Here is a 25,616-nt window from a genome sequence, read left to right as displayed (position 1 = left end):
AACTAATAGCTTATACTGTCAAGCGTTTTTTGCAAAAAAACAAAAATATTTTTTTAGAGGTAAAAAATCATGTTCCCGGAACGATTAAAAGTACTGCGAAAAGAAGCAGGACTGACTCAAAAACAAATTGCTGAAAAACTCAATATGAGTCAACCAGCATACTTAAGTTGGGAAAAAGGAAAACGAGAACCTTCAGCAAAAACCCTAGAAAAATTTGCAACTTTTTTCAATGTTTCAACAGATTATCTCTTAGGCAAGACAGATGACAAACGCACTCCCGAAAAAATCCTGGAAGATGACATAGATGAATCTCTTGACCGATCAGTTGCCTACAATGGTAATCCTATCAGTGACCACGACAGAGCAGTCATCAAGGAATTTCTAAAAAATTACTTTGATAACAAACCTCCAAAAGATAAGGAAAAATAAAAAAACCATTTTATGAAATTAGCTCAAATCATCAAAGCGACAGAAGGATTGGGCTGTGAGATTATTTTTCTTGAAAATCTAAATGAAGATGGTAGATACGACAAAATTTATAATAAACATTTTATTTTCGTTAAAGCAGATTTAGATGATAATGCAAAAATCAATGTCATTTTACATGAACGCGTCCACCTTAAAAATCATGATACGGAAAACATTTTAAGTCAACTACCAGCTTATTCCCATAGATTAGAAAATGTAGCAGAACGTGATAGGATTGTTGATTTCATGAACCTTATCAACACTACCTATCCTATTGATAAAAGTTTTAACTACATTAATTACATGAAAAATGCACTCATTCCTGATAAATACGAAAACCTTGTTAAAGAAACCGCTGAAAAACTTTATCAGGAGAATAAGGCAAAAAAATTGATTTGAATAATAAAACCAAAGGGACGAAACTATGATAAATTTATTCAAATTTTTCTTGAAAGATAAGCAAAGTAATACTCAAAACCTTTCTAATAACAATAATCTTCAAGAACAGCTAAATTATACAGATATTACAGTAAGACGGCCTTTTGATAAATATTCCTTTATGATTGAAGACTGGATATTTGATGTTTTAAGTTCAAAATCCGATACTACAGGACAAAAATTAGTCAATCTAGTCATACATATTTTTCAAAAAATGGGATATGAAGCTAAAAATAATGATGGATTAACAGACCATAAGAAAGACATTCTTGTTTACAAACAAAATGAAACAATCCCTCATCTTGTCATACAGTGTAAATCATACAGTCCACAAACCAACCATTCAAGAATTTCAAAAAATGAAGTCGCAGCTTTTATGGGCTATACTGAAAAATTCAAACATAACAGAATCTTTATAACGTCTTCATACTTTGAAAAAGGAACAGTTGAAGATTTTTCTGATAAGATTACCCTCATTGACCGTATTGGATTAATACAGCTATTAACTAAATATTTTCCAAACGAAACAACATATGCTTTAAATGCATTTTCTTTACACAGTCTTGAACACAATTGTGTCAAATGCCAGCATGGAAAATTACAACTCATTTATTACGGAAACATTCCTACTTACAAATGTACAAACTGTACTGCTCAATATAAAGCTAAGGATTTCCAGCCCGTTTTTAAATCATATGCGAAGTATAGAAAAAAAGACTAGAGATAATAATTTTTCCTCTAGTCTTTATTCTTTTCTTGCTTATTTTTCTCAATAAAAAACCAGTTAACAAACTACCAATCATATTTAAATTTCATTTCAGTCATCTTAGTAGCCTCTCTGTACTCCTTAGAATTTTCTTTGACATACTGATCTTGATAATAACCAAATGTCAAAATACCATTTTCAAAAGTATAGGGATACTCACCTTCTTTAGGCTTAGTAATCGTTTGCTTATCAATATCAACACTATACAGTTCTCCATCGTTTTCATCACCATGATCCACCCAATAAGCATCTTTATATAAAGCTGTTTTACCATCAATAATCAAAATATTATCTGTAATAACAACATTTTGTCCTGCTTCATAACGATAATACTCTCCATCTAAACTATTGCCAGTACCCCCGCCATTAGCATTAATAGTTAATAAATAAACAACTAAACCTAAAACAGCTAAAGCGCCTAAAATGCCATAAACAAATTTTTTATTAAAAACTTTTTCTTCTTCCATATTATTACCCCCTATTAAAAAAATATTCTATCATATTATTTTTTATCCAAATATTACAATTCAGCAACATCTTCCAAAAACAAAATCTTGACAAAAAACACAAAAATATATAAAATAATAGTGTAAAGTATAAATAAAAGGAGTTGCAAAACAACTCCTTGAGCAGACCGTTTAAGACGGTGGCTGTCAACAATTATTAAAATAACCGTCAATCAGTCAAAGTTAGGACGGTTATTTTTTATTGTCTAAATATACAATAGCAACAACTAAACTAACAAAAGCAACAACAAAGCTGCCAAATGTTAAAATTAGCTGCAATGCCTCATAAATCGACATTTACTGCTCTCCTTTCTATCCAGATTTTAGCACTCATTCTCATAAGCACCACCACCCTTCTAAAAATAAAAGCAGCCACCGTCTTAACTTTCTACGAATTCATTATAGCATAAAAATTCATAAACTAAAATAAAATCACTTTTTACTTTAGTTTATGAATTTTTATTTACCTACTTTTTGCCCACTTCAATATAAAAAAATAAACTTTTTTAACACCTTTTGCCAAAAAATACCACCTCTAAACCCCTGATATAACAACAAGAGCCTTTTAAACATCTAAACATTCAGGCGTGTAGGGGGTATGATAGATTATCGATAAAAAGCCCGTTACAGCGGGCTTTTTAGTTATATTTTATTCTAGTGCCCAAAAAATTTCTCATTATTAGTTTACTCAAATATTATAATTCAACAAAAGCTTGACAAAAAACACGAAAATATATAGAATAATAGTGTAAGATATAAATTAAAAGGAGTTGCAAAACAACTCCTTAAGCAGACCGTTTAAGACGGTAGCTGTTGTTAGTTATAAATAACCGTCAACGTGCTAAAGTTGAGACGGTTATTTTTTATTATGAAAATTTATAAGGCACACAACTAACCCTACAAGAGCAACCATAAGGCTGCCAAATGTTAACATTAGCTGTAAAGCTTCATAAATAGTCAACTTGCTGCTCCTTTCTATCCAGATTTTAGTACTTATGCTCATAAGCACCACCACCTTTCTAAAAATGAAAGCAGCCACCGTCTTAACTTTCTGCGGATTCATTATAACACAGAAATTTGTAAAATAAAACACAAGAGCAATCTACCTTATGCTGTATTCTATAAACTTTTGGTCAACCTTCAGAAACTCAATACTATCAAACAAATGACAAAGTCTTGATATATCGTTATTTTTATTCTTAATCTATACTAAATTTTAACTATTTTTGCCTATAGGAGCTATGACAGATTATCGATAAAAAGCCCGTTATAACGGGCTTTTTCTTTGTATTACTGCCAAATTTTCTGCTTTACCGGCTGTAAGCTAAAACACAATCAAACAGCAAAAAGAGAGTGGGACAAAAGTCCCGCTCTCTTCTAGGAGATTTATGAAAAAGAAAAGTTTTAGGGATTACCAGAACAAATCCTGTCTGAGAAACCGAGCGGCAAATCAGCAGTTCTGTTCCGATGGTTATAGTATATAAGTAAGACCTTAAATGCAGCTTAAAGCAGTAAAAAATATTTTGTAACTGACCTTATTGAGTTTAGTGCAGCAGATAGCTTCTCCTCAAAAACGAGCCGGAAATAATTATTCCCGGCTCGTTTAAGAAACTATTGGGGAACAGCTATGTTTTTTTAGCAATAAAGAAGTACCTTACCCTATCCGCCTTCGGAGGCTGATCTCTTCTTTTCCACACACCCCTTGGTTTAAAAATAACTAAACAATATGAGTCGTTGCTGACGGAGAAACCCGTCCCTCTCCTGCAAACTCGGAAAGTCTTAATGGCTTAGTTAGGTAGATAACATCCAAATAAAAATTCCCTTTCAATTAGGGTAATCTGTGACAAATCGCCTTAATCGATTTAATCTTTTGATGTATTTTCAATCTTTCTATTTTAATTAAGTTATTGAAATATATCTAGAAAAATTTAGATGCAAACCATTTACCCTCACTGTTTCCTGTCAAAAGTAAAACACCTTTTGCTGCTTTCAAAGATTGCTAATAATATTGTAAAAGCAAACTATTAGAAGCCCAGTCATAAGGACAGCATAGATACGATTGACTTGTTTATCCGTGCTCCTGTGATTGATGATGGTGCCGAGATGACCGCCTAGAATGGCTGCAACGACGATAAGTGGTACTAAAATCCATCTGAAATTCTCAGGAGGAGCTGCTGCCACGAGCTTAATAACTTTGGAAATTTGAGCAAAGAAAATCATTGCGATAGAATAGGGGGCAGACTCCTTGGTTGTGTAAGACATCATGCCGACAAGGGCAATGATGTTAAGCGGGCCGCCACCGATGCCCAAAAAGACAGATAGGGCACCTATTAGCATTCCAACAACCACAATTGTTGGGAAATGCATCAGACGATATTTGGGTAAGCGCTCACGAAATTGGGTAAAAACTAAAACTGACAACAAAACGATAAAGAGCATGATAGACTGGACCAAGGTGACGGTGTGGTTTGACACAGCTTGGGTCAAGCGTTTAAAGACCATCTCACCTAAAATCCCACCGATGACTGAACCAATGGACAGTCCAAAGAGAACTTTCTTATCAAAAGTTACGCCATTTTTGGCATGCCTGTAAATAGATGACAGGCACATGGCAAAAACGGCAATCGTCGCATAGATGCCAATCACGGTAGCATTGTCAATCCCAATCAAATCGAAGAGGGGCTTGATAATGGCACCTCCTCCTGCACCAGACGTTGCTCCAATAGCTGTTGCAAACAATACAATCAGTGTGTAGAGAATAATTTCCACGTCAGCCCTCTTTCTTATCTCTAGTAAATAGCTTCACCATTAGTCGCGATAACGTTTTTGTACCAATTAAAGGATTTTTTCTTGTAGCGCTTGAAACTACCTTGACCACGGTCGTCCACATCCACATAGATAAAACCGTAACGTTTTTTCATCTCACCGGTCGACCAAGCTACTAAATCAATACAGCCCCAAGGGGTGTAACCCATGAGATCCACACCATCTAAATCTACCGAATCCTTCATGGCCTTGATGTGCATATAAAGATAGTCAATGCGGTAATCATCAATGATGCTGCCATCTGCTTCTAAGGTATCCACAGCCCCCAAACCATTTTCAACGATGAAGAGGGGCACATGGTAGCGATCATACATTTCAGACAAAGCAATCCTGAGACCTAGCGGATCTAAAGTCCAGCCCCATTCTGAAACTTCTAGATTAGGATTTTTATAGCTAAGGACATTGTTGCCAGGCGTTTTGGGAACTGTGGTATCTGTCGTGGACATAGTGGACATGTAATAACTAAAGCCGATGAAATCAACTGTTCCTTGACCCAGACAGGCTAGGTCTCCCTCTTCCATGGTAATGGTGATACCTTTGCGTTCAAATTCTTTGAACTTGTAAGCTGGGTAATACCCTTTTACCTGAATGTCCAGATAAAATTCAACTTGTCGCTTATAAGTAATATTTTCCAGAACATCTTCTGGCTTAGCGGTCATAGCATAACTTGGGGCATACATAACCATGTTGCCAATTTTGGCGTCTGGAATAATGGCATGGCAGAGTTGGACAGCCTTAGCAGAGGCTAGAAAAATATGGTGAAGGGCTTGAAACTTGGTTTGGTCATCATTTTGATGAATACCGATCTGCAACCAGGACCTTAGCACATTGATTTCATTAAAGGTCAGCCAATATTTGACTTTGCCTTTATAGCGTTGAAAAACTGTCTCACAGTAACGGGTAAAAAAATCAATGACCTCACGACTGGACCAACCATCATAGTGGTCTGCCAAGTAAAGAGGCATGTCAAAGTGGCACAGTGTCACGACAGGCTCAATCCCATACTTGAGGCATTCATCGAAGACCGCATCGTAGAAACTCAGCCCTGCTTCATTTGGCTCCATATCATTGCCGTTTGGAAAAATACGGGTCCAGGCAATGGACATGCGATAGGCCTTAAAGCCCATCTCAGCAAAGAGCTTGATGTCTTCCTTGTAATAGTCGTAAAATTGAATCCCTGTATGAGATGGATAGAAAACATCCGGAGCAATATGGCCAACAGCACCTTCTGGCACCTCAGCTAAACGCTCTGCGTGCTTAATCTCTCCTTCCAGAGTTTTAAAGGTAATCTGGCGCGGGGTATTCTTGTCCCCCACAGTTAAAGTGTCCATAGTTGTCAGCCCGCGTCCATCTCTGTCATACGCCCCTTCAATCTGGTTGGCCGCTGTTGCCCCACCCCAGAGAAAATCTTTTTTAAATCCCATCTCAAACTCCTTTTTATGACTGATTGACAGTAAAGGAGGGAGCCCCCTCCTCAGATTGTATTATTAAATCAAATCTCCAGCAAAGACATCACCAGTATTTTTAAGTGAAATGCTTTTGCCTTTGGTATCTGTAATAATGGTCATGATGGTAGTATCATAGCCTTTTTCTTTAATTAAATCAAGATCAATTGTGGCAATCTTTTGGCCTGCTTTGACCGATTCGCCTTGTTGCACAAGGGCTTTAAAGCCTTGACCTGCTAAATCAACGGTGTTAATACCGATATGAACCAGCACTTCGACACCATCCGGGCGAACAATGCCATAAGCATGACCAGTTGGAAAAACGGTAGAAAGCACACCATTGACAGGAGCTACAATTTCACCTGAGCTTGGCACAAGAGCAGCCCCATCACCCATAGCCTTGCTAGCAAAGACTTCATCTTTCACTGCTTCAAGGGGAAGTAATTCACCATTTGCTACTGCTACAAAGGTTTTATCTGAGACAGTTGTCGCTGGCACTTCTTTCGCCTCAGCTTCTTTAGGCAGTCCAAGGACAAAGGAAGCAACGAATGCGACCACAAAGGCAATAACACAGCCGATGCCTGCATGAACAATGATATTTGGAAATTCTGCATTAAAGTAACTTGGTAATGACAGTAAACCTGGCGGTACTTGGGCAAAACGACCAACACCCATGATTCCAAGATAGAGCCCTGCCACACCACCGCCGATCATAGCAGCATAAAGAGGGCGCTTGTACTTGAGGTTAACCCCATAAAGAACAGGTTCAGTTATACCTAAAACAGCCGAAATACCTGTCGAGGTAGACAGACCCTTGAGAACTTTATCCTTAGTCTTGAAGACTACTGCAAGCGCTGCACCACCTTGAGCAATATTAGACACCATCATACCAGGTCCAGCTACGGTGTCAATGCCTTTCGTCGCAAGCATATTAATACCGATTGGGATGATGCCATAATGCATCCCTGTCATAACGAGAAGCGGTGACGTTGCTCCAATCAGCATTGGAACTAACCACGGTGCTACAGTATTCAAAAACGAGACGATTGCATTGAGTCCATCACCCATCCAAGTTCCCAATGGACCAATCAAAAAGAAGGTTAGTGGTAAAACAATCAAGAGTGTTACCATCGGTGCCAAGAAAATCCTTAAAATAGCTGGTGTGTACTTAGTGACTATTGGTTCTACATAGGATAAGAACCAAACTGCCATAATAATTGGAATAACAGATGAACTGTAGTTGGCCAATGTTACAGGCAGCCCTAAAAAATCAAGTCCAGTACCTGCTTCACGCGCTGCTGTTACCATATTAACAAAGGTCGGGCTGATCAAGCTAGCACCAACTGCCATAGCCAAATATTGATTAGTTTTAAACTTCTTAGCGGCAGATGCTGCCAAAATCACCGGCAAGAAGTAAAATACCGTGTCTCCAAAAATACTCAAAAATTGATAGGTTGTGTCTTCAGGGCTCAACCAGCCAAACATAAGGCTCAAAGAATTGATGACCTTAATCATCCCGGCACCAGCCATGACAGGAACAATTGGGACAAACATACCAGCGATTGTATCTAAGATTTTAACAATCTTGCCCTTGCCGTCATCCTTTTCAGATAATCCCTCTCCAGCGCTAAAATGAGCTTGTGCATTGATAGCCTTAAAAACTGAGGCTACTTCTGGACCAATCACAATTTGGTACTGCCCCCCACTCTGAACCACATTGATGACCCCAGGTGTGTTATTGAGACGTTCTGTCTGTGCCTTGCTTTCATCCTTGAGATTAAAGCGTAAGCGAGTTGCACAGTGAATCAATGCATTAATATTGTCCTCACCCCCTACTTTTTCAATAATCGTTTGTGCCAATGCCGTATAATCTTTAGCCATGACGTCCGCTCCTTAATAATTTAATGATATGATTGTATTTCCTTTCATGTCTTATTACAATAATTTTTGAAACGCTTTCACAACCGTTGCCAAATTGTCCCCTAAAAACAGCAAAAATCCGCAACACTGTTGCGGACTAGCTTTTGTCTGAAGATCCTCTTAATAAGGGATTGTTGGATTTACGTTTTTGCTCGAAAGTTCGAGACAGCTTAATTTTCTGTCTGTAATGCTTGTCATAGTCCCTTTGAAAATAACTGGCATATAGGCTATCCAAAATAAAGGAAATCGAAATCAGAGAACTAAAATTCCCCAGATTTTCCACCAAAGTTTCCCGTGTCGAAATCCGAATAACCATATTGAACATCTGAGACAGGCTGTTGTCTCCAAAAGAGGTCAAGACAATGGTCGGTAAATGTCTTTTCTTCAAAACTTCAGCTACCTTTAAAATTGACTCCGTCTCTCCTGAATAAGAGACTAGGATAAAGCAGGACTCATGACTAGCTTGAAGGGCAGCGAAAAAGAGGTTATCCAAACGTCGCTCAATAGTGACAGGCTTCCCCAACTTCACCATTCTGTTTTTAAAGGTCTCGGCCATCTCAAAAGCATCGCCAACCACTCCAAATTGAATATTGGTTGCCCGTTCAAGCATACGAGTCGCCTGTTGCAAGATATCGTGATTGAGAAGCGACAAGCTGTCTTGAACAGTTTCTTGATAAAGGCTGGCTATTTTTGAAGCTACAGCCATATTCTGATCTCGCTCGCCAAAGGGTTTATTAGGATCGATCTCTTGAAAATTCGTGTCCAGATAGTCTACTTCTGCCAAATAAGCCTCTTTGAAAGCATTAAAGCCTCCAAAGCCTAACCACTGGCAAAAACGGGTGACTGTTGAAGGGGCTACAAAGAGCTCTTTGGCAATCGCACGAGAACTCATGGATTTGAGAGCACGACCTGTCTCTAAAAAGAAATTAGCCACTTCTGCTTCAACCTCTGTCATCTCCGTCTGATCCAGCAAGCGTTCTTTGATGAGCATATCCGTCCAGCCTCCTTACCCCTTATTGTCCCTATTATAGCACAAGACGACTGAAAAACCACCTGTCTATATGACAAGTGGTAATAAACTAATCTTTTACCCCATACTGATAAGGCAAGCCTAAGTTTTCGCGGAGCGTTGATCCTTCGTAGTCTCTATGGAAAATACCTCGTTCTTGAAGGATTGGGACCACTTCTTCGACGAAGCGTCTGACTCCGTCATGAGCTAAATCAGGTACAATAGAGAAACCATCTGTTGCGCCAGACTCAAACCATTCTTGCAGGAAGTCTGCCACATCTGTAGCCGTTCCGACAACCACAGGATGGTAGTTGATAACGCCCATAGCCAAGGTGTCAAGTGGTGAATAGCCTTCTTGTAGCAGTTCTACTGCCCTTGGTGAACGCGGGTCCTGCCAATTGGCTTGAAGCATGTTTTGTACACCCTCTGGCAATGGTTTTTCAACATCTAAACTGGTCAAATTAACCCCGACCATGGCGGAGAGATACCGCAAGCGTTGATTGGTTTCTTCGAGATCAAAGGCCATGACCTGACGGCGGCGAGCCAAGGCTTCTTCCTTACTATCAGCGATGGTAAACATAAAGCCTGTAAAAACATTGATTTCATCCGCTTCACGACCGTGGCGGACAGCAGCTTCTCTCAAAATGTCACGGTATTCACGTGATTCCTCGATGGTAAAAGGGTTGGCATAAACCCCTGAGGCAAAACGACCTGCGAGTTCGACCCCTTCACCACTTGGGCCTGCTTGGAAGAGGACTGGCTGACCTTGCTCCGATGGTGGGATCGGAAGGGGACCCGACGTCTTAACATACTCGCCGCGGTAATTGACCGGTTTAATCTGGTCTAGGTCCGCAAATTGACCAGTTTCCTTATCGTGGACATAGGCGCTCTCTCCCCAAGACCCCCATAATGACTGCACCGCCTCAATCACTTCATGAGCTCGCCCATAACGTTCCTTACGGCTAGCAATATGGGAACCAAAATTATCTGCTGTCGCTCCTGTTGAGGTCGTGACTGTATTCCAGCCAACACGACCATGACTAACAACATCGAGTGTCTTCAGGTGGCGGGCTAAGTTATAAGGCTCATTGAAGGTTGTTGAAAAGGTTCCAACAAGGCCAATACGATTGGTTGCACGTGCTACGGATGTCATAGCAATGAGAGGATCCATGGAATGCATAGGCGTCTCTGTGTTCAAGTTATTCACTAAAGCCGGCGTATCAGCCATAAAAAGAGCATGGAGTTTTCCTTTTTCAGCTAACTGAGCCATCTCAACATAGAGATCCATATCCGTATAGGCATCAGCTTTAGCTTCTGGCAACCGCCAAGTCTTAAATTCCCCACCATAGCCTGAAACCATTTGGAGGACGATTTTCATTTGTTTTTGGTCTGTAGTCATTTTTTTATCCTTTTTATTTTTTATGATAAAATGAGTATAACAGACCAGCTAATACCCTACAAGAAGGCAAAAATTAATAACAAAGTACACTTTTTTGTTGTTTTTGGTGCCCATCAAATTTTTCAGCGCAAAAAGAAAGGAATGTTTATGGCCAAGATTTGTCCCAAGGGCTTTCGCCCAGAAGATTTAGAAAACCCTACTCCGATTTTCCATCTCCTCTACACTCAGACGGTTATGGATGGCCGCTGGAAATTAATGATTCTTGATTTTCTATCAGGAGGGGCTCAGCGGTTTAACCAAATCCAAAAACACCTAGATAATCTCTCCCAAGGTTCCCTCACTAAGCAACTTAAAGAGATGGATGCGGATGGCTTGATCATCAAAACCATTCATCCTGAAGTTCCACCGCATGTAGACTACCGATTGACCGAGAAAGGCCGTGACCTCCTGCCTATCTTAGAAATGATGGTTGCATACGGTGAAAAACACACCAAAGGCGGCAGCTATAAATCGCACATCAAGACCTAAGGTACACAAAAGTGTACTAGGTCTTTTAAAATTGCCGTCTTCTCAATGACCCGTCTCCCTGTTATAATGATGGTATTCATTAGAAAAAGGAGACAAACCCATGATGCAAACCCGTGTGACCGAAATTCTCGGCATTCAATATCCTATTATTCAGGGACCAATGGCTTGGTTAACAAATGCTGAATTTGTCGCTGCTGTCAGCAATGCAGGTGGGCTAGGTATTCTAGGCCCAAATGCTGGCCAAACCACCATTACCCGTGATCCTCAGGAAACGGCTGAACGCATGCGCCGTGAAATTCAAAAGGTCAAAGCTCTGACTGATAAACCATTTGCTTCTACTCTTGTAGTTGATTATGACTTAACCTATACTTGGCCAATCCTACAAGTGGTTATAGAGGAAAAAGTTCCTATTGTTCTCATTAATGGTATCTTGGATGAGCGTATCTTTACTCCTTTAAAAGAAAAAGGGATTAAAATCGTTTATCGCCCCGGCAATCCAACCATTGCTGATGCAAAAGCTGCTGAAGATTTTGGAATTGATATCTATGTAGCGACCGGTTTTGACGAAGGCGGCACTGTACCTGAAAAAATTATTGGAACTTTCTCTATCGTGCCAATGATTGTGGATGCTATCTCCATTCCAGTCATGGCAGCTGGCGGTATCGGTGATGTTCGCGGTGTTCGGGCTGCCTTTGCGCTCGGTGCTGAAGGTGTCTTTGCAGGTTCGGTCTTCCTCCCAACAGTAGAAAGCCCTGCACACCAGTCTGTTAAGGAAAAAATTGTCAATGCAACGGCAGAAGATCTTCTGCTCTTTCGTACACTCCCAGCCTATTACCGCTCTCTTCCAACTGAACTTGTCCATCAGATTGTTGAACGCGACCAAGCGGGAGCCTCTCGTGAAGAACTGGCTAAACTTCAAAATGGCGGTGTTGGCATGTTCAAAGGCATGGTTGAAGGCAATTCTCAAGAAGGCTTTATCTCTGTCGGGACAGGTATCACACCAATTAAGGCTGTCCGAACGGTCCAGGAAGTTGTCAATGAATTGATGGCAGATTTTAAATAAGCACTGGGCTTTCATTAAGAATGACATCGAGTATATTGACGAATTTCCTTTAGCACTAGTGCCTTTTCTTTTGACTGATACGAGAAGACTGGTGACAATGATAAAACCATAGAATAAATGCTGTGGTATACGAGCCCACATCAATGTGTTGACCGACTAAATCTTTGTATTTTTGGGAAACATAGGTCTTTCTGACAGTATGCAAGCCGTTTCACGCGGAAGCAGCTAAGTGAGAAGCGCGTTGCCCACCTGCGTTAATATGCGGGTTCAATACAAAACGCGGGCTACCGGTACCAATACAGCTTTTTTATTGCCTCCTTAGCTCAGTTGGTAGAGCAGTGGACTCTTAATCCATGGGTCACAGGTTCGAGCCCTGTAGGGGTATGATAGATTATCGATAGCAGACCCGTTTAAGACGGTGGTCGTAACTGATTATTTATAATGTAAAAATAACCGTTAACTAGCCAAAGTTAAGAACGGTTATTTTTTATTGCCTAAATGTACGATAGCAACAACTAAGCTCACAAAAGCAAGCACAAGGCTGCCAAATTTTCTGCTTTACCAGCTGTAAGCTAAAACACAATAAAACAACAAAAAGAGAGCGGGACTTTTGTCCCGGCCTCTCCTAGGAGATTTATGAAAAAGAAAAGTTTTAGGGATTACCAGAACAAATCCTGTCTGAGAAACCGAGCGGCAAATCAGCAGTTCTGTTCCGATGGTTATAGTATATAAGTAAGACCTTAAATGCAGCTTAAAGCAGTAAAAATTATTTTGTAACTGACCTTATTGAGTTTAGTGCAGCAGATAGCTTCTCCTCAAAAACGAGCCGGAAATAATTATTCCCGGCTCGTTTAAGAAATTATTAGGGAGCAGCTATGTCTTTAAGAACTTACTCCACTCCCATAATGATTAGTCAGACTTAGGCTGTTCAAACGCTACAGCAAATTTTATTCCCAAATGGCAGGTCGTCATCAAACAGTGTTCGACAGCCAGACTCCGACTTCCTTTTATCATAGTTCTGCAACCTGGTAGAGTTCCAGCTCGGCTGCTGTTTCAGAACCAAACATGTTAATCATGATTTTCACTTTGTTATTTTCGATTTCAACCACACGGCCTTCCTGTCCCATAAAGGCACCGTCAATAATTTGGACCACATCGCCGGGTTTTATATTGGTGTCAATCACATCTACCGTTTGCCCCATTGAAATCAGGATTGAGCGAATTTCTTCTTCCAAAAGCGGTGTTGGTTTAGAACGATTGCCGTGAGACCCGACAAACCCAGTAACATTAGGAGTATTACGCACCACAAACCAAGCCTCATCTGTCATGACCATTTCCACTAAAACATAGCCTGGGAAGCGATTTTCCTCAACTTCTTTGGTTTTACCGTTTTTTTCAATGTTAACCGTTTGAGTCGGAATCTCTACGCGCAGGATATTTTCCAGCATATTGTAGGTTTTTGCCCGCTGTAACAGGTTTTCTTTCACTTTATTTTCATAACCTGAGTAGGTCTGCAGCACAAACCAGCCTTTATCAAATGAATCTAACATATTTTTTCCTTTCTGAGATGCTGAAAAAATAATGAGCAGATCAGACAACTTGCCATTTTGCTTAAATAATCCTCACGGCCGATCATTTTTTCATTATAAAAAAGCCCTTTAGGGCTTTATAGAAGTAGATTTCTTATTCCATTATAGTAAAAGCTCTTCTTGATGTCAATTTATTTTCTGCCGAAAAGCTCTTCCTGCTTTTTCAAAGATATGCGCCGGCACCATGTACAGCAGCGTTTCCCAGTCCCTCTTTTACACATTATCCCTCGATGAAAAATGGTAGCAAGGAATGCTTCGTTTTCTTTTGCTTTTTAAAAACGATTGAGCAGGTCTAAAATACCGATAGAGAGCAGCTGGTCGAATATGAAGATTACGATTGTGAAAAAGATTGTATACTCCATAACCGAAAAAAAGTCTTTCCAGCGCTGCTTATGGCTGGGCCAAGTCGTCTCTTTTAAAATTGTAAAAACACCTTTAATAAATGTCACGAGTATCTCCTTCCGATGAGGGGCAGGAAACTTCAGCCTGCTCCTTTGATGGTATCATAGTTAACGAGTTTCTTTATGCAGAGTGTACTTTTTACAGTACTTACAAAATTTATTCACCTCTAGCCTTGTCGGCTTGGGAGTACTGCTGACTGTAATTGAGTAGTTGCGGCTCCCGCAGACCGTACAAGCCAGACTTGCTTTTTTCTGTGCCATAATGCCTCCGTAATCCTTACCTATTCTATCACGATTCAGATTTTCGCGCAAGCTACCTGAAGTAATCCACAATCCCGTCCCATATTTCTTTTGCTTTTTCCTTGAGTCCATACTCATCAACAGCATCCTGGATGCTCTGTTTAGCTTTATCAGCTGATTCCTTTATGCTGTCAATAATACTTTGCGAGTTATTTTCCGTTGTATCGTTGCTGTTATCAGCATCGTAAACCAAGCTTTCCCCATTTTGAAGATAGGCATTCTCCACTTTAAATGCTGTCCCATCTGTATAAGGCAGAATATAGGAGGCCTGTGTGCTAAAAATATAAGAGGCTGTCCCCGAGCTGGCATCACTGAGATAGTGGTTTTCATCCGTCTCATTAAAACCAAGCCATTGGCTGATAACAACATCTGGGGTATAGCCGATTACCCATTGATCACTGCTCAAATCCGGATTGAACTCTGTCTCCGTGGTCCCTGTTTTTCCAGCTAATGTGTACCCGTAGACATTAGCATTAACTGCTGATCCATTGGAAAAAGTTCCCAGCATCATACTGGTCATTTTATTGGTTACAGACTGACTGAGGACACGTTTGGATTTATCCTTGTGCTCTTTAATCACATCTCCGCTGGCTGTTTCAATACGGGTAATGAGGTGAGCCGTATGCATAACCCCTCCGTTAGCAAAGGTAGCATATGCCTGAGCCATCTCCAGCGGATTGGTCGTCATACTGCCGCCCAGAGCAACACCTAGTTCTTTGCTGGCAGCATCCATATTAAGCCCAAATTTTTCGCCATAAGAGAAGGCTTTATTAATTCCCAGTTCATTCAGTGTATAGACAGCCGGGATATTATAAGAATTTGCCAAAGCCTGATACATAGGAATATCCTCTGACTCATAACCGCCGTAATTGGTCGGCGCATAGCCGTCATAATCCCTCACCGTATTAGGCAGCTCTCTATCTACACTCCAGCCGGCCGCGATTGCTGGCGCGTAGACAACCAGAGGTTTAATGGTGGAACCGGGGCTTCTGGAAGACTGTGTGGCATAATTAAAACTTCTGAAAGAGACATCCTCTGTACTGTTGACCCTGCCGATAAGCCCGCGAACACCGCCAGTATTAGGATCAAGAGCGACACCGGCGGCTTGGGCACTGGTTCCGTCATAGGCTGAGACAGGAAAGAGGCTGTCATTATCAAAGGTAAGCTGCATACCGGACTGATAATTCTGATCCAGTTCTGTATAGATTTTATAACCATTGTTGACAACATCTTCCTCTGACAGACCGTAGACTTCAACCGCTTCATTGACCACAGCATCAAAATAGGAAGGATACTGGTAATCATCAGATTTACCAACATAGGTATCAGCCAGCTGATTGCCCAAACCTACTGCTGCTGCCTGATCGGCTTCTTCCTCTGTAATTTTTTCCGCAGCCACCATATTAGCCAAAACAGTGTCCCGTCTGTTAGTAGCATTCTCAATAGAGTAGTAAGGATTATAGACTTCCGGACCTTTCAGCATTCCAGCTAAGGTTGCAGCTTCATCAAGACTAAGATTGGCCGCACTGGTCCCAAAATATTTCTGACTGGCATCTTCAACTCCCCAAACACCATTGCCAAAGTAAGCATTATTTAAATACATGGTTAGAATTTCATCTTTACTGTATTTTTTGGTCAGCTCTAAAGCCAAAAAGAATTCCCGTGCTTTCCGCTTGATGGTCTGGTCTTGAGTCAGATAAGCATTTTTAGCCAGCTGCTGCGTAATAGTTGATCCGCCGCCAAATTTTCCAAAAGTGACGACCGCTAATAGAAAACGAGAGATATTAATGCCGTTATTGCTATAGAAACTCCTGTCCTCAGTCGCAATGACCGCATTTTCTAAATCATCAGAAATGGCGTCCAGTTCTACATAGCTGCCTTTTTGGCCGGACAAGCTGCCAGCATATTCCTCATTACGGTCATAAATAACTGTAGTCGCTTTCAGTGCCTCCTGTAAATCAGAAACTTTGGCTGTTTTGGCCAGATAAAAAAGATAAGAGCCTACCACCAAAACAAAAACAGCAGCGGCAATCAGCAGAATTTTACCAATACGGTAGCGACGCCAGAAACGACGGATAGGGTTTTTGGGCGATGGTACAAAACGGCTTAGGGTTTGCAGCCAGGCTGGGCGTTCTTTTTCTTTTTCCCGATAGCTGCGGCTGCGCTGATAAGCACTGGCTTTGTCACTTTCCCCAGCCAGCTCGCTTTCATCTAAGCTCTCTTCTTGAAAAATTTTGGTCTCATCCAAATGATCCTGTTCGGAAAAATCAGTCGTTTTGCCGCCGAACTGAGAGTTTTCATCAGTAGTCGGCTGATTTAACCGTTTCGGAAAAAACTTTTTTTTCAGTAATTCAATAATAGTCATAAATTTATTATAGCAATTTTACCGCAAATCGACAGCCGGAAACTGTAAAAACCAGCTAAGAAGCATAAGCTGCTGGCAAAAAAAGAGAAAGCAGCAGTGATTCTTTTGAGCTCGATATTCTCAGCAGAGAGACATCATGCTATAATAAAAGCATGACATTTGCAGTAACCATCATAAATCCTTACGAATCTTGTACAGTGAAAGAACTTTTAGAAAAGCATCTGCTTATTCCACGGAAAATCCGGCATTTTCTGCGCAGTAAAAAACATGTCTGGCTCAATGGTCAGCCAGTACACTGGCAAAATCAGGCCAATCCCGGCGATACCCTTTATTTACAGTTTGACGAAGAGGATTATCCTGTCAAAACTATTATAATGGGGGATAAAAAACAGGTTCACTGCCTATATGAAGATGAGCACATCATTATCGTCAATAAAGAAGAAGGCATGAAAACACATGGTAATGAACCAGGTGAACTTGCTCTGCTTAACCATGTCTCTGCCTACGCTGGTCAAACTTGCTATGTGGTCCATCGTTTGGATAAAGAAACCAGCGGTGCTCTGATGTTTGCAAAAAATCCCTTTATTCTTCCTATTCTGAACCGCCTGTTGGAAGACAAACAGATTGTCCGCCATTATCTAGCCTTAGCCCAAGGACAGTTCCCTCTTGCCAACCGGGTCTATAAGGAAAAAATCGGCCGTGACCGCCACGACCGCCGCAAACGGCTGGTAGACCAAAAAGGGCAATCAGCCATCACCAAGGTGAAACGGTTGGCACAATATCGTGAATCCTGCCTGCTTGACTGCTCCTTAGAGACTGGCCGAACTCACCAAATCCGTGTCCATCTGGCTCACCATGGGCACGCTGTGATAGGCGATCCCCTCTACAGTACAGTCACATGCAGCCGTCTGATGCTGCATGCCTATCAGCTGAGTTTCAGACATCCCCTGACCTTAAAATCTGTGACGGTTAAGGCAGAGTCAGCTAGTTTTAAAACGATGGCAGCGCTATGGGCTAACGAAACCTAACACCTAATGTCTGATGGCTCAGCCTGTAAACAGCGCTGCTGCTATTCTAAGCCGCTTGACGTTTATTTCAGCTGCTTTAAATGTTTATAAGACTGTAGCTTTTTATTCATCCCAGCGGGAGGTGTGTCTGCGAAATCATAGATTTCGGACTTACCGTCAGCCGTAGACGTCTGAAAGCTTTGTCGTCTTAACAGCCCGGCCGCACCATTCTAGTCGTCCTGGCAGGGGTGCGCAGACGAAATCAAAGATTTCTGGCTTACCGCCAGCCGTAGACGTCTGAAGGCTTTGTCGTCTTAACAGCCGACCGCACCATTCTAGTCGTCCTGGCAGGGGTGCGCAGACGAAATCAAAGATTTCTGGCTTACCGCCTTTTCATACGGATTTTTTAACGGTCTTTGTATCTTGAAAAGAGAGATAAATTGATGAAAATTTTAATTATTAAAACAACCACAAACCTGCTGGCTGGAAATTCTATTGACAAATTTAATGCTGAAGTAGGGGCTAGCTGGAAAATTCGTCCAGAACGTCTTTATAAAGGCCCCGTTTCTATTGTTGTTGTCCTCAAAGATAAAATCTTAATTGGCGCTTTTGCCCTTGGCGATGAGATCCATCATAATATTGCTACTTGCCGCACAACAATAACACTGTTAGATCAGTCGAAAAATCCTGCGGTCAATAAAAAAATTGCTGAGTTAAGGAACTTAATCCATTGCAAATTTGATTACCGTGCCATTAACCCAGCTACTACCAAAAATTTTGATGACTTCATCAATACCCTTGAAGATTGAGTCTCAAAATGATACTTTATTGTTTTTAGTGATTTTTATCTGACACGATTACCGGCTGCCATAAATTTGTACTGTAAAAATCACGTCTTAGTCTGTCCTTCCCTAAATGATTCGAAGGAGTTGCGCGGCTGCTCCTTTTTGTATTGTTTCTATAAGCTTTATTTGTATTGATACTTTTGAAGTCTGCAGTACTGGCAGGTGCCATTTCAGGCTTAGATGGCAGCCATTGCATTTAAACTGTTTGATTCTTTAAGTGCTGAATTAGCCGCTCCCTCAGATAATTTGAAATCTATTTACTAAAATTAAGTAAAGAGGACTGCCTCTATGCTTCAACGCAGAAGGCAATCCTCATATTAATATTTTCAGTGTTTTCAATCCTTTTTTAAAGGTAAAGAACTATCAGAAGACCTGTCATTTTTTCTTTAGGGTCAGGTCAGTCTTTTCCTTGCCGTCTTCCCATATAAGCAAAGTAAGCTTAGAGCCATTGAGTTTGACACCGTACTGGTATTTATCAGCGTCTTCCACTGTATCTGCTGCAACAAAAGCTGACGGATCGCTTCCTGACTCATAAGTATAACGATATGTATTATCACCCGCCGTTTCTACGCTTTCGATCACAGCGGTAACTGTTTTATCTTCTTTATTACTGTCCTTATAATCAATAGTCTTCGTTACTGTCCCATCCTCTGCAAAGGTTATGCTGATTGTTTTATCAGACTGTTTGGCCTCCCAGCTGCCAAGCAAACCATCCGGCAGATCCGGATCAGCCTCCACTTGATTATCTTCCCATGTCACAGTAAGATTTTTCTGACCAGACTGAGAAACAAGATAGCCCGAATCCGTCTTTTTCAGGGTCAATTGTCCCGTCAGAGCCTGAACGATATTGCCATAAGTGCTCTTCTCAGTATCTGTTGCCTTATCATAATAAAATGCATAAGCGACAGAAAAATCCAATAAATAGCTGTCCTTGCCTATCTGTTCTAAGCTGTTTAAAGTCAGATCGCTGATACTAAAATTGGAAGCTTTGCGGCTGTCCTTCTCTAATTTGTCAGCAACACTGTCTTTAAGTCCCTTGTAGAAATCATTAGCGGCCCCTTTTTCAAAAATAGCCGACAAATTATTAGAATCCTGTTTTGTCTCAGCATATGCAGTCAGCTGGTCAAAAACGGTCTGCAAATACTGAACAGCTCCCGTTTCATCCAGCAGATTATCCACGTTTAAGTCTACTGTGCTGCCTTCAGCAATCTCAGCAAGAGGCAGCTTATTGGATTCAAGATCTCCGTCCTCAAAGGTTTTTTTAACGTAAGCATCAACCGAATCGGTAACAGGATAATCTTCAACTTGATAAGTTCCGTCTGCCAAAGAAGCCACTTTGGTTTCTCCAAAATATAGATCACCATCCGTTAAGTTGCTGTTAACAGTAAAATTCTTGAAAGAAATATGCAAATCCAAGACTTGATTTTCACCGTCATAAGATTTGCTCAATTCGACAGGTTTACCATTATAATTGCCGGAAATGCTGGCTGTATAATTATCCGATACCGGCAGACGGTCAACGGTTACACTGTAATCTTCCGAATCGCTGAAGGCGAGGCGTTTTTGATTCAGCAGAACATCCATATTGGGCAGATTTGTTTTTACAGTCAGACTCATAGGTTTCATCGCAATACGGTAGTCCGGAAAAAAGAGAAAGCGCGTACCAACTCGTGTAATATAATAGTCGTCGGATTCATCAGCTTTTCCAAGTTCCTCTTCCAGTTGCTGAGCTTCTTTATCACTGATTGCACTGTATTTAGCATATTTGACATCATCATTGGTCACTTGCTCTTTAGTATCCGCCCAGACTAAATAGCCTTTTATATTCTCAAAAGCATCACCTGACTTATCGCTTCTTGCAGCTACGTAGTCCTTAATGAGATTGGTTTTAGAAAAAACCATTCGTCCCCAAACGCTAAAGAGCAAGAGCAATATCACTAGAACGCCCAGACTGATTTGCACACCTTTTCTAGCAAATAAAGTACCTGCAGTTTCAGTAAGTCTCAGCCATAATTTCTTACCCAAAATAAAACCTTCCTTTGTCAAAAAACATATGGTAATAATGTCATTATAACAAAAGTTCCCTTACAGTCCTATTACAAACCTTATACCAAACAATTAAAGGCCGGCGGTTTCCGTTCAAACAGCCTTGCTGAAAGAACCGGTAATGGACAGCAAATTTAAGGGCAGCTATACAGACTGATATAGAATATCTTAGACGGCTATAGAATAAGCAAGGCAGAATAAAGCTATAAAATCAACGGAACGCTACTCATCAGTGTCCCTCAGCAAAAGGCACCCTATCAGCCTTCCTATGACAACACTATTTTAAAGCAAAGCAGAGGAGAAGGGGTTAGTACTGGAAAAATATCCAGCCCTCATGTCCTTAGCCCCTGCCGATCTACTACTCGCTGAAAAACATGCTTTTAAACCTCAGACATTCGGATGCAGGGACTGCTTTATCAATCTATAGCCATGTAACTAAGCAAGCCCCAAAAATATCATTGATAGACTCGATCAATTATAGTTTGCCCCCAAAGTGCCCCTTATCATAATCAAAAGACAAAAATAAATAGTAAAACCCCTGATAAATCAAGGGTTTCATTTTATATTTACATCATGCCGCCCATCATTGAAGGATCCATCGCTGGAGCCGCAGGAGCTGCAGATTCAGGAGCCGGTTTATCCGCCACAACAGCTTCTGTTGTCAGAATCAGACTGGCAACTGAGGCTGCGTTTTGCAGAGCAGAGCGAGTCACTTTGACAGGGTCAATGATACCAGCTTCAACCATATCAGTCCAGTCACCGCTTGCTGCATTGAAACCAGTTCCTGCTTGGCTGTTTTTCAGACGTTCGATAACAACTGAACCTTCATAACCTGCGTTAACAGCAATTTGGCGGACAGGTTCTTCCAAAGCACGCAGCACAATGTTGCGGCCCGTTGCTTCATCACCGTCCAGGTCAAGTGCCGCAACTTTGCTCATTACATTGACGAAAGCTGTTCCGCCGCCGGCAACAATTCCTTCTTCAACAGCTGCGCGTGTTGCATTTAAAGCATCTTCAATACGCAGTTTCATTTCTTTCAGCTCGGTTTCCGTAGCTGCACCGACTTTGATGACAGCAACACCGCCGGATAATTTTGCCAGACGTTCCTGCAGTTTTTCACGGTCAAAATCAGATGTCGTTGTTTCAATCTGTGATTTGATAATGCCAACACGGTTAGCGATAGCATCGCTGTCACCGGCACCTTCAACGATGACTGTTGAATCTTTATCAACAGTAACCTTATTCGCCTGACCAAGAACCGCCATTGTGGCATCTTTCAGTTCCAGACCTAAATCTTCGGTAATCACGGTACCGCCTGTCAATACTGCAATATCTTCCAGCATATCCTTGCGGCGGTCACCGAAACCGGGTGCTTTAACGGCAACAACATTGAATGTCCCGCGGATCTTATTGAGAACAAGGGTCGGCAGAGCTTCACCTTCCACATCGTCAGCAATAATCAAAAGCGGACGGCTGGTTTTAAGAATTTCCTCCAGCAAAGGCAATACATCTTGAATATTCGTGATTTTCTTATCAGTAATCAGAATATAAGGATTTTCCAGTTCAGCAACCATCTTTTCATTATCTGTCACCATGTATTGAGAGAGGTAGCCGCGGTCGAACTGCATCCCTTCAACGACATCCAGTTCAGTCTCCATACCGCGTGACTCTTCAATAGTGATAACACCATCATTGCCGACTTTTTCCATAGCTTCAGAAATGTAATCGCCGACTTTTTCAGAACGCGATGAAACAGCAGCAACCTGAGCAATAGCTTCTTTACCTGAAACGGGCTGTGAAATCGCCTTTAATTCTTCTACAGCAGTTGTTACAGCTGTTTCAATACCGCGGCGGATACCGATAGGATTAGCACCCGCAGTGACATTTTTTAAGCCTTCGCGCACAATAGCTTGTGTTAAAACAGTAGCTGTTGTCGTCCCATCCCCTGCAATATCATTTGTTTTAGACGCTACTTCTGATACCAGTTTAGCGCCCATATTTTCAAAATGATCTTCCAATTCAATTTCTTTAGCGATTGTCACCCCGTCATTTGTAATTAAGGGGGAACCGAAAGACTTTTCAAGGACAACATTGCGTCCCTTAGGACCTAAGGTTACCTTAACTGTATCAGCCAAGGTATCGACACCGCGTACCATGCTGCTTCTTGCATCTGATGAAAATTTAATTTCTTTTGCCATTCTCTATATACCTCATTCTAAAATCACATTAATATTACAGTCATTCGAAGTTTTTAATCATACCGGCTTTTCATAGCACCCCTGCTTATTTCAAGAGGCGAACACTGTCCAGACCTTGTTCATCCTACTTTTAGGCTTCTCAGCAAAAAATGCACTGAGATTTCCTACGGTGTAAGGTAGAACAGAAAGACAGAAAAACCGGTCCCTTGCATTATTTTGCTTATTGGACAACAGCCAAAATATCTGACTCATGAACCAGCAGGTAGCTTTCGCCTTCATCTTTTACTTCTACACCTGCAAACTCTTCAAAGACAACAGTATCGCCAGCCTTGACGCTCAGCTCAATCAAATCACCATTTAAAGCACGAGTCCCGGCTCCAACAGCTTGTACAGTTGCTAATTGTGTTTTTTCCTTACTGCTGCCAGCAAGAACAAAACCGCCAACAGTCTGCTCTTTTGCTTCTTCTACTTTTAAGACTACGCGGTCACCTAATGGTTTTAACATCCTTTTACCTCCAAATAATACTTTCTTTTTAGCACTCTTAATCCCTGAGTGCTAACTTACAAAATCTATTGTATCACTTGGTCAAAAATAGTCAAGAAGAAAACTCATTTTTTTAGAAAATCCATCAAAGACAGGGAGAGGAGCCACGGACACACCCCGATTCCAAGCTTAAAAAGAGGGGGGCATCAAACGTCAAAAAGCGGCCCTAAGGCCGCTAGCAAGTCAAATGTCTAAGAGGTAGCCGGCAGATGAACCATTAGGGTTTCTTCAGCCTAAAACTAAAGCGTCATCTGACAGAACTTCACCGCTGTTTTTATGAAAGAGATCCATGAGCTGAGCAACCGTCAGAGACTCTTTTTCTTTACCTCCGATATCAACGACAATCTTCCCGTGGTAAAGCATCACTAAACGATTGCCGTAAGCGATGGCATGTTCCATATTGTGCGTTATCATCAATGTTGTCAGCTGCTGTTCTTCGACGATCTTTTTGGTCAGAGCCATAACCATATCGCTGGTTTTCGGATCAAGAGCGGCGGTGTGTTCGTCAAGCAGAAGAAGCTTCGGACGAACCAGAGTAGCCATTGCTAAAGTTAAAGCCTGACGCTGTCCGCCGGATAAAAAGGCAGCGTCTGTTTTCAGACGGTCCTCCAGTCCCAAACCTAATTCAGATAAAGCTGTTTTAAAAAGGGCCCTATCTTTATCAGTCACAGCCTTTTTGAAAAGACTTCGTTTTTTCCCGCGAAAATAGGCGATTGCCATATTCTCTTCAATAGATAGATTAGTTGCTGTCCCCATGCGCGGATCCTGAAAAACACGGCTGATTTTTTGAGAGCGCTTTGCAACAGAGTCTTTGCGGAGCGACTGTCCTTCCAGCAGGATATCTCCCTGATCGATATCGATGACACCGGCTATACTGTTGAGCAGCGTGGATTTTCCGGCACCGTTACCACCGATAACTGAAATAAAATCTCCTTGGTTAATCTCTAAGTTTAAACCGCGTAAAACATGGTTCTCATTTACCGTACCTTTTTCAAAAATTTTATGAATATCGGTTAAAGTCAATAAAGTCATCGCTTATCTCCCTCTGTTTTCAGCATGCTGGCCGGTTTAACTTTTAATCTCGCACGGATTTCAGGCACATAGAGAATCAAGGCTAAAAGAAGTGCCGAAACCAGCTTAATCATCTGGGCATCTACGTTCATAGCCAGAATAATAACAATAATCAAGCGATAAAGCACAGCTCCCAAGACAATGGACAGCAGACGCTTCCCTAAAGGAAGATATTTAATAATAACTTCTGCCAGAATAATAGAAGCAAGGCCGATAACAATTGTTCCGACTCCCATATTTAAATCAGCATAGCCATTATTCTGAGCTAAAAGTGCACCGGAAAGGGCTATCAGGCCATTGCTCAGCATATAGCCAATAATTTTCATACGGTCAACCTTGATACCATTTGCTTCACCCATAGCCAGATTGTCGCCGGTAGCCCGCAGAGCTAAACCAATCTGTGTATTGAGCAGCACTACCAGACTAAGAATAACAGCTCCGACAAAAGCAGCGCCAATAAGCAGAACGGCCGTTGTTTTTTCCAATCCCCAATCCTGAACGATGCTGACCAAAGTGGTTTGTCCGGAAAGAGAAAGGTTAGAACGTCCCAGAATCAGCAGATTAACAGAGTACAGTCCCGTCAAAGTGATAATCCCTGTCAAAAGCGCTGGAATTTTCATCTTCGTATGCATAAAACCAGATACCGCTCCAGCCAGCATGCCGCCAAGCATACCGGCAATAGTAGCCCAAAAAGGATGCAGACCATTCACAATCAGCAAGGTACAAACAGCGGCTCCCATAGGAAAACTGCCCTCAGCCGAAAGATCAGCAATATCCAAAATACGAAAAGTTAAGAAGACGCCGATAGCCATGACCGACCACAACAGCCCCTGTGAAACACTTGATAATACTATATCTGTCATGATTTCCTCTCTTGCATAA

Annotated in this window: 24 protein-coding genes, 1 tRNA gene and 1 other RNA gene; 9 read left to right on the top strand and 17 right to left on the bottom strand. The window is 41.4% G+C overall.

From position 1 onward, the window contains the following. The first annotated feature begins 69 nt into the window (after window positions 1-69). From DDV21_RS01050 to DDV21_RS01040, 3 genes are read left to right on the top strand one after another with little or no spacing between them, the layout of a single operon-like run. Complete coding sequence (locus DDV21_RS01050; protein WP_116878618.1) at window positions 70-429, top strand: helix-turn-helix domain-containing protein; 360 nt, start codon at window positions 70-72, stop codon at window positions 427-429. Window positions 430-441: 12 nt separating this feature from the next. Further along, the gene (locus DDV21_RS01045) at window positions 442-867 is read left to right on the top strand and encodes an ImmA/IrrE family metallo-endopeptidase (protein ID WP_116878617.1); all 426 of its coding nucleotides are present in this window, start codon (window positions 442-444) and stop codon (window positions 865-867) included. Window positions 868-892: 25 nt separating this feature from the next. Next, window positions 893-1,627: a restriction endonuclease gene (locus DDV21_RS01040; RefSeq protein ID WP_116878616.1), complete on the top strand. Its 735-nt coding sequence runs from the start codon at window positions 893-895 to the stop codon at window positions 1,625-1,627. Between the two features lie 71 nt (window positions 1,628-1,698). Here the strand turns inward: DDV21_RS01040 and DDV21_RS01035 are convergent, their stop codons facing one another. The 8 genes from DDV21_RS01035 to DDV21_RS01000 form a co-directional block, all read right to left on the bottom strand. Continuing rightward, window positions 1,699-2,139 (bottom strand): hypothetical protein, encoded by a 441-nt coding sequence (locus DDV21_RS01035; protein WP_116878615.1) that lies wholly within the window; start codon window positions 2,137-2,139, stop codon window positions 1,699-1,701. Between the two features lie 231 nt (window positions 2,140-2,370). Next, window positions 2,371-2,475 carry a putative holin-like toxin gene (locus tag DDV21_RS01030; protein WP_116878614.1) on the bottom strand — a complete coding sequence of 35 codons (105 nt, stop codon included), beginning with the start codon at window positions 2,473-2,475 and terminating at the stop codon, window positions 2,371-2,373. Window positions 2,476-3,034: 559 nt separating this feature from the next. Then, window positions 3,035-3,181 (bottom strand): putative holin-like toxin, encoded by a 147-nt coding sequence (locus DDV21_RS11975; RefSeq protein WP_220431757.1) that lies wholly within the window; start codon window positions 3,179-3,181, stop codon window positions 3,035-3,037. 986 nt (window positions 3,182-4,167) lie between these two features. Next, window positions 4,168-4,947 carry a sulfite exporter TauE/SafE family protein gene (locus DDV21_RS01020; RefSeq protein WP_116878613.1) on the bottom strand — a complete coding sequence of 260 codons (780 nt, stop codon included), beginning with the start codon at window positions 4,945-4,947 and terminating at the stop codon, window positions 4,168-4,170. A 20-nt stretch (window positions 4,948-4,967) separates the two neighbouring features. Next, window positions 4,968-6,428 (bottom strand): glycoside hydrolase family 1 protein, encoded by a 1,461-nt coding sequence (locus DDV21_RS01015; protein ID WP_116878612.1) that lies wholly within the window; start codon window positions 6,426-6,428, stop codon window positions 4,968-4,970. 63 nt (window positions 6,429-6,491) lie between these two features. Further along, a complete protein-coding gene (locus tag DDV21_RS01010; RefSeq protein WP_116878611.1) occupies window positions 6,492-8,330 on the bottom strand; it encodes a beta-glucoside-specific PTS transporter subunit IIABC in 1,839 nt (612 codons plus the stop codon). 136 nt (window positions 8,331-8,466) lie between these two features. Continuing rightward, the gene (locus DDV21_RS01005; protein ID WP_116878610.1) at window positions 8,467-9,360 is read right to left on the bottom strand and encodes a MurR/RpiR family transcriptional regulator; all 894 of its coding nucleotides are present in this window, start codon (window positions 9,358-9,360) and stop codon (window positions 8,467-8,469) included. A gap of 88 nt (window positions 9,361-9,448) precedes the next feature. After that, complete coding sequence (locus tag DDV21_RS01000) at window positions 9,449-10,777, bottom strand: NtaA/DmoA family FMN-dependent monooxygenase (RefSeq protein WP_116878609.1); 1,329 nt, start codon at window positions 10,775-10,777, stop codon at window positions 9,449-9,451. 30 nt (window positions 10,778-10,807) lie between these two features. On the opposite strand from DDV21_RS01000, the gene DDV21_RS00995 reads away from it, so the two are divergent. The 4 genes from DDV21_RS00995 to DDV21_RS00980 all read left to right on the top strand — a co-directional run bounded on the left by DDV21_RS00995 (window position 10,808) and on the right by DDV21_RS00980 (window position 12,753). After that, entirely contained in the window at window positions 10,808-11,305 is a 498-nt protein-coding gene (locus DDV21_RS00995; RefSeq protein WP_241964684.1) for a winged helix-turn-helix transcriptional regulator, read from the top strand. A gap of 100 nt (window positions 11,306-11,405) precedes the next feature. Next, entirely contained in the window at window positions 11,406-12,368 is a 963-nt protein-coding gene (locus DDV21_RS00990; RefSeq protein ID WP_241964683.1) for an NAD(P)H-dependent flavin oxidoreductase, read from the top strand. Window positions 12,369-12,482: 114 nt separating this feature from the next. Next, window positions 12,483-12,677: non-coding RNA, 6S RNA (gene ssrS / locus DDV21_RS00985), on the top strand. Window positions 12,678-12,679: 2 nt separating this feature from the next. After that, window positions 12,680-12,753, top strand: a tRNA-Lys gene (locus DDV21_RS00980). Window positions 12,754-13,378: 625 nt separating this feature from the next. On the opposite strand, the gene nusG is transcribed toward DDV21_RS00980, so the two are convergent. The 4 genes from nusG to pbp2a all read right to left on the bottom strand — a co-directional run bounded on the left by nusG (window position 13,379) and on the right by pbp2a (window position 17,023). Beyond that, a complete protein-coding gene (gene nusG / locus DDV21_RS00975) occupies window positions 13,379-13,918 on the bottom strand; it encodes a transcription termination/antitermination protein NusG (protein WP_067063655.1) in 540 nt (179 codons plus the stop codon). Between the two features lie 311 nt (window positions 13,919-14,229). Continuing rightward, a complete protein-coding gene (gene secE / locus DDV21_RS00970; RefSeq protein WP_116879021.1) occupies window positions 14,230-14,406 on the bottom strand; it encodes a preprotein translocase subunit SecE in 177 nt (58 codons plus the stop codon). A 60-nt stretch (window positions 14,407-14,466) separates the two neighbouring features. After that, window positions 14,467-14,619 (bottom strand): 50S ribosomal protein L33, encoded by a 153-nt coding sequence (gene rpmG, locus DDV21_RS00965; protein WP_116879022.1) that lies wholly within the window; start codon window positions 14,617-14,619, stop codon window positions 14,467-14,469. A gap of 52 nt (window positions 14,620-14,671) precedes the next feature. Next, window positions 14,672-17,023 (bottom strand): penicillin-binding protein PBP2A, encoded by a 2,352-nt coding sequence (gene pbp2a, locus DDV21_RS00960; RefSeq protein WP_116879023.1) that lies wholly within the window; start codon window positions 17,021-17,023, stop codon window positions 14,672-14,674. A gap of 152 nt (window positions 17,024-17,175) precedes the next feature. On the opposite strand from pbp2a, the gene DDV21_RS00955 reads away from it, so the two are divergent. Both DDV21_RS00955 and DDV21_RS00950 read left to right on the top strand, forming a co-directional pair. After that, window positions 17,176-18,051 (top strand): RluA family pseudouridine synthase, encoded by an 876-nt coding sequence (locus DDV21_RS00955; RefSeq protein WP_116879024.1) that lies wholly within the window; start codon window positions 17,176-17,178, stop codon window positions 18,049-18,051. Between the two features lie 422 nt (window positions 18,052-18,473). Next, window positions 18,474-18,839 carry a hypothetical protein gene (locus DDV21_RS00950; RefSeq protein WP_116879025.1) on the top strand — a complete coding sequence of 122 codons (366 nt, stop codon included), beginning with the start codon at window positions 18,474-18,476 and terminating at the stop codon, window positions 18,837-18,839. Window positions 18,840-19,250: 411 nt separating this feature from the next. On the opposite strand, the gene DDV21_RS00940 is transcribed toward DDV21_RS00950, so the two are convergent. The 5 genes from DDV21_RS00940 to DDV21_RS00920 form a co-directional block, all read right to left on the bottom strand. Continuing rightward, complete coding sequence (locus tag DDV21_RS00940; RefSeq protein ID WP_241964682.1) at window positions 19,251-20,900, bottom strand: zinc ribbon domain-containing protein; 1,650 nt, start codon at window positions 20,898-20,900, stop codon at window positions 19,251-19,253. A gap of 587 nt (window positions 20,901-21,487) precedes the next feature. Beyond that, window positions 21,488-23,119, bottom strand: a complete 1,632-nt coding sequence (gene groL / locus DDV21_RS00935) for a chaperonin GroEL (protein ID WP_116879027.1) — start codon at window positions 23,117-23,119, stop codon at window positions 21,488-21,490. Between the two features lie 220 nt (window positions 23,120-23,339). Beyond that, a complete protein-coding gene (groES, locus tag DDV21_RS00930; protein WP_116879028.1) occupies window positions 23,340-23,624 on the bottom strand; it encodes a co-chaperone GroES in 285 nt (94 codons plus the stop codon). A gap of 267 nt (window positions 23,625-23,891) precedes the next feature. Beyond that, window positions 23,892-24,695: an ABC transporter ATP-binding protein gene (locus tag DDV21_RS00925; protein ID WP_116879029.1), complete on the bottom strand. Its 804-nt coding sequence runs from the start codon at window positions 24,693-24,695 to the stop codon at window positions 23,892-23,894. Next, entirely contained in the window at window positions 24,692-25,597 is a 906-nt protein-coding gene (locus DDV21_RS00920; RefSeq protein ID WP_116879030.1) for an ABC transporter permease, read from the bottom strand. The genes DDV21_RS00925 and DDV21_RS00920 overlap by 4 nt, the downstream gene beginning before the upstream one ends. Window positions 25,598-25,616: the final 19 nt, after the last annotated feature.

This window comes from Streptococcus chenjunshii, assembly GCF_003086355.1.
Taxonomy (GTDB): Bacteria; Bacillota; Bacilli; order Lactobacillales; family Streptococcaceae; genus Streptococcus; species Streptococcus chenjunshii.
This window is presented reverse-complemented; position numbering and strand designations above follow the sequence as displayed.

Bases quoted from the DNA above. Each gene is read 5' to 3' on its own strand.
- DDV21_RS01050 (WP_116878618.1), top strand. From the start codon at position 70: ATGTTCCCGGAACGATTAAAAGTACTGCGAAAAGAAGCAGGACTGACT.
- DDV21_RS01045 (WP_116878617.1), top strand. From the start codon at position 442: ATGAAATTAGCTCAAATCATCAAAGCGACAGAAGGATTGGGCTGTGAG.
- DDV21_RS01040 (WP_116878616.1), top strand. From the start codon at position 893: ATGATAAATTTATTCAAATTTTTCTTGAAAGATAAGCAAAGTAATACT.
- DDV21_RS01035 (WP_116878615.1), bottom strand. From the start codon at position 2,139: ATGGAAGAAGAAAAAGTTTTTAATAAAAAATTTGTTTATGGCATTTTA.
- DDV21_RS01030 (WP_116878614.1), bottom strand. From the start codon at position 2,475: ATGTCGATTTATGAGGCATTGCAGCTAATTTTAACATTTGGCAGCTTT.
- DDV21_RS11975 (WP_220431757.1), bottom strand. From the start codon at position 3,181: ATGAGCATAAGTACTAAAATCTGGATAGAAAGGAGCAGCAAGTTGACT.
- DDV21_RS01015 (WP_116878612.1), bottom strand. From the start codon at position 6,428: ATGGGATTTAAAAAAGATTTTCTCTGGGGTGGGGCAACAGCGGCCAAC.
- DDV21_RS01010 (WP_116878611.1), bottom strand. From the start codon at position 8,330: ATGGCTAAAGATTATACGGCATTGGCACAAACGATTATTGAAAAAGTA.
- DDV21_RS01005 (WP_116878610.1), bottom strand. From the start codon at position 9,360: ATGCTCATCAAAGAACGCTTGCTGGATCAGACGGAGATGACAGAGGTT.
- DDV21_RS01000 (WP_116878609.1), bottom strand. From the start codon at position 10,777: ATGACTACAGACCAAAAACAAATGAAAATCGTCCTCCAAATGGTTTCA.
- DDV21_RS00995 (WP_241964684.1), top strand. From the start codon at position 10,808: ATGAGTATAACAGACCAGCTAATACCCTACAAGAAGGCAAAAATTAAT.
- DDV21_RS00990 (WP_241964683.1), top strand. From the start codon at position 11,406: ATGATGCAAACCCGTGTGACCGAAATTCTCGGCATTCAATATCCTATT.
- nusG (WP_067063655.1), bottom strand. From the start codon at position 13,918: ATGTTAGATTCATTTGATAAAGGCTGGTTTGTGCTGCAGACCTACTCA.
- rpmG (WP_116879022.1), bottom strand. From the start codon at position 14,619: ATGGCACAGAAAAAAGCAAGTCTGGCTTGTACGGTCTGCGGGAGCCGC.
- pbp2a (WP_116879023.1), bottom strand. From the start codon at position 17,023: ATGACTATTATTGAATTACTGAAAAAAAAGTTTTTTCCGAAACGGTTA.
- DDV21_RS00955 (WP_116879024.1), top strand. From the start codon at position 17,176: ATGACATTTGCAGTAACCATCATAAATCCTTACGAATCTTGTACAGTG.
- DDV21_RS00950 (WP_116879025.1), top strand. From the start codon at position 18,474: ATGAAAATTTTAATTATTAAAACAACCACAAACCTGCTGGCTGGAAAT.
- groL (WP_116879027.1), bottom strand. From the start codon at position 23,119: ATGGCAAAAGAAATTAAATTTTCATCAGATGCAAGAAGCAGCATGGTA.
- groES (WP_116879028.1), bottom strand. From the start codon at position 23,624: ATGTTAAAACCATTAGGTGACCGCGTAGTCTTAAAAGTAGAAGAAGCA.
- DDV21_RS00925 (WP_116879029.1), bottom strand. From the start codon at position 24,695: ATGACTTTATTGACTTTAACCGATATTCATAAAATTTTTGAAAAAGGT.
- DDV21_RS00920 (WP_116879030.1), bottom strand. From the start codon at position 25,597: ATGACAGATATAGTATTATCAAGTGTTTCACAGGGGCTGTTGTGGTCG.